General features: G+C 45.9%; 2 protein-coding genes. One reads left to right on the plus strand and one right to left on the minus strand.

Translation table 11 applies throughout. The features are described 5' to 3' along the window. Window positions 1-67: 67 nt before the first annotated feature. Complete coding sequence (locus tag IBX50_RS18950; protein WP_292257961.1) at window positions 68-277, minus strand: hypothetical protein; 210 nt, start codon at window positions 275-277, stop codon at window positions 68-70. Window positions 278-382: 105 nt separating this feature from the next. On the opposite strand from IBX50_RS18950, the gene IBX50_RS18955 reads away from it, so the two are divergent. Beyond that, window positions 383-3,100: a DNA methyltransferase gene (locus tag IBX50_RS18955; protein WP_292257962.1), complete on the plus strand. Its 2,718-nt coding sequence runs from the start codon at window positions 383-385 to the stop codon at window positions 3,098-3,100. Window positions 3,101-3,190 lie beyond the last annotated feature (90 nt).

A 3,190-nucleotide genomic window follows, 5' to 3' on the forward strand; every position in this document is an offset into this window, starting at 1 on the left:
CGGCTGGAAGGGTGTCACCTTTGCTGGTCAGGCACTGACAGCAAAGTCTTAAACGCAGCTCCGGGACTCAAAACACCTCAGCGCCATCGGTGTATTCTTGAAGCTCCTTGTCCTGTTTGCCTTCTTGCATAAAATCATCCGGCAGACTGACCAGCAGATCAAACGCCCTGCCCAGATTTCGGGGGCAGGGTTTAAGAGTCAGCTTCGCATCCAGTCGATTTTTTCTGGGTGCCTTGGCTGCCTGACTGCTACCCGACATCAAATTTCCCGCGGCCATCACTCACCTCCAAATGAAACCGCCGAAAACAGCTTGCTGCTATCCTATCCCTTCAATAGTATTCTGAACAGAACTGAAATCACACCACAAGGATTGTCATTCATCATGGCCTTACCGATTAGAACATTACGCAGTCGTGCCCACCAGTTTGTTAAAGATTATGCCGATGCAGTGAAAGAAAACGCCGAATCCCAAAGTTTTCTGAATGACTTTTTTGCCATTTTTGACATCAAGCGCCGCAGCGTTGCTACCTATGAGTTAGCAATTAAAACAGGTGGTGATGCAGGAACCAAAAGAGCCGACCTGCTATGGCCGGGTACACTGCTGGTGGAGATGAAATCCGCTGGGCAGGACTTGGATAAAGCTTTTAGCCAGGCTGTAGATTATTTGAAACGGCTGGATCAACAGGATCTGCCTGCATACATTCTGGTGTGTGATCTCCAGCACTTCCGCCTGCATCATCTTGAAAGTGGTGAAGACCATCAATTCCCACTGGCTGACCTGCCCGATCAGCTGGATCTGTTTGGTTTTATGCACGGCAAGGCGATGCAGAATATCACCGAGTTTGAGCTGAACGAAAAAGCAGCACTGCTTTTGGGTGAGCTGCATGACAGCCTGCAGTACAGCGGTTACGAAGGCCATGCGCTGCAGGTCTTTATGGTTCGGGTGCTGTTTTGCATGTTCGCCGAAGATACCGGCGTTTTTGACCCGCGCCAGTTTGTGCAATACCTGCTCAACTTTACCCGTGAAGATGGCTCTGATACTGAGCTGCACCTGCAAAAACTTTTTCAGATTCTGGATACGCCGGAAGACAAGCGCAGCAAGGTTTTAACAGAGGAACAGGCGGCTTTCCCTTATGTAAACGGCCAGCTGTTTAAAGAACGCATCGACATGCCCAGCTTTAATGCTGAAATGCGTGAAATGTTGATTAGCTGCTGTTACTTTAACTGGAAAGAGATCAGCCCCGCCGTTTTCGGCAGCCTGTTCCAAAGCATTATGGATAAGCAGGCACGGCGTAATCTGGGAGCACATTACACCAGCGAACAAAACATCCTGAAAGTGATTGGCCCGCTGTTTCTGGATGACCTGCAAGAAGAGCTGGAAAAAATTCTGCAACACAAAGTAAAAAACACCCGCGATAAACGGCTGATGGACTTTGCCGAAAAATTACGACACCTGAAGGTGCTTGATCCCGCCTGTGGTTGTGGCAACTTTCTGATTGTCACCTACCGCGAGCTGCGCCGTCTTGAGCTGAAACTGATGGAAGCTCAGGCGAAAGGCTCCAAAGCATTGGGTTTTGAAATACAGCCGCAGATCCCGCTGGATAATTTTTATGGCATTGAGCTGGACGAATGGCCTGCACAGATAGCGCAGGTCGCCATGTGGCTGACCCAGCACCAGATGAATGTGGAATTTGCCAAAAGCTTTGGTGAAGAACCGGATCTGCTGCCACTGAAAGAACATGCACACATTCATAATGCCAATGCACTAACGCTGGATTGGAGCGAGGTTGTTTCGCCAAAGGAACTCAGCTATATCATCGGCAACCCGCCATTTGTAGATCGTAAAGAAAGATCCAAATCTCAGATAGAAGACCAAAAGAAAGTTATAGGACATTTAAAGTCACAAGGCATATTGGATTTTGTTTCAAACTGGTTTTATAAATCAGCTATTTTTTGCAAAGAAACCAATATATCGACAGCCTTCATATCGACAAACTCAATATGCATGGGTGAGCAAGTAGGCGCTTTATGGAATCCTATTTTAGGCATGGGGGCTTCGATAATATTTGCACACAGAACATTTAAATGGAGCAATGACGCAAAAGCAAATGCATCTGTTTATTGCGTTGTTGTGGGCTTCTCATTTAATGAATGCAAAAATAAAAAAATTTATAAATACAGTAGCCCAACCTCAGAGCCAGAAGAGGTTTTAGTTGATAGAATAAATCCATATCTGGTTGATTCACACGAGGTGGCTTTGGTAAGCATGAGCAGCCCTTTGAATGTGAAAAACAAAATGATTGAGGGCATTACTCCGCTCGACAATGGCATATTAACCTTTGACTCACATGAAAAGAATGCGATATTAGCCAAAGAGCCAGAGCTGGATAAATACATAAAGAAATGGATTACTGGCCATGACTACATCAATAATAAATTCAAGTACTGCTTCTGGCTAGTCGATGCACCACCAAGCTTAATAAGAAAATCTACTGCCTTGAGAGATAGGATAAAAAAAGTAAAGGAGTTCAGGGAATCAAGTAAATCAAGCCAAAAGTTTGCTGAGACACCGCATTTGTTCAGAGAAAAAAATTTCCCTGAAGAATTTGTCATTATTCCAAAAACAAGCTCCCAATATAGACAATATATCCCCATTGGCTTTTTGGAAGGAGTTATTGCTTCAAGTGCTGTTTTGATTTTACCTGAAGCAAATAAATATGAATTTGGCGTGCTGACCAGTCAAATGCATATGGACTGGATGCGTACAGTTGCAGGTCGCCTGAAAAGCGATTATCGCTATTCTGCCACGCTGGTTTACAACAACTTCCCCTGGCCGAATGCGACCGATAAACAAAAGCAGCAAATTGAAACCCTGGCGCAGGCGGTGCTGGATGCTCGGCAGGTCGAGTTTGATAAAGACCCGGAAACCTCATTAGCCGATCTTTACGACCCAGATCTGATGCCTGCCAACCTGAGAAAAGCACACACAAAACTCGATAAAGCTGTTGATACCCTGTACCAGCCGAAAGGCTTTAAATCCCCAATGGAACGGGTGCAGCACCTGTTTAAACTTTATGCAAAAGCTACCGCAGCAATTTGAGTTATATACGTGGTGACTCCTGCAAACGCAAACCTCCCATCAGCAATCCCAGCCAGCCCACTAAAAACGCCATCCCGCCCAGCGGGGTGA

This window comes from Marinospirillum sp. (assembly GCF_014859565.1).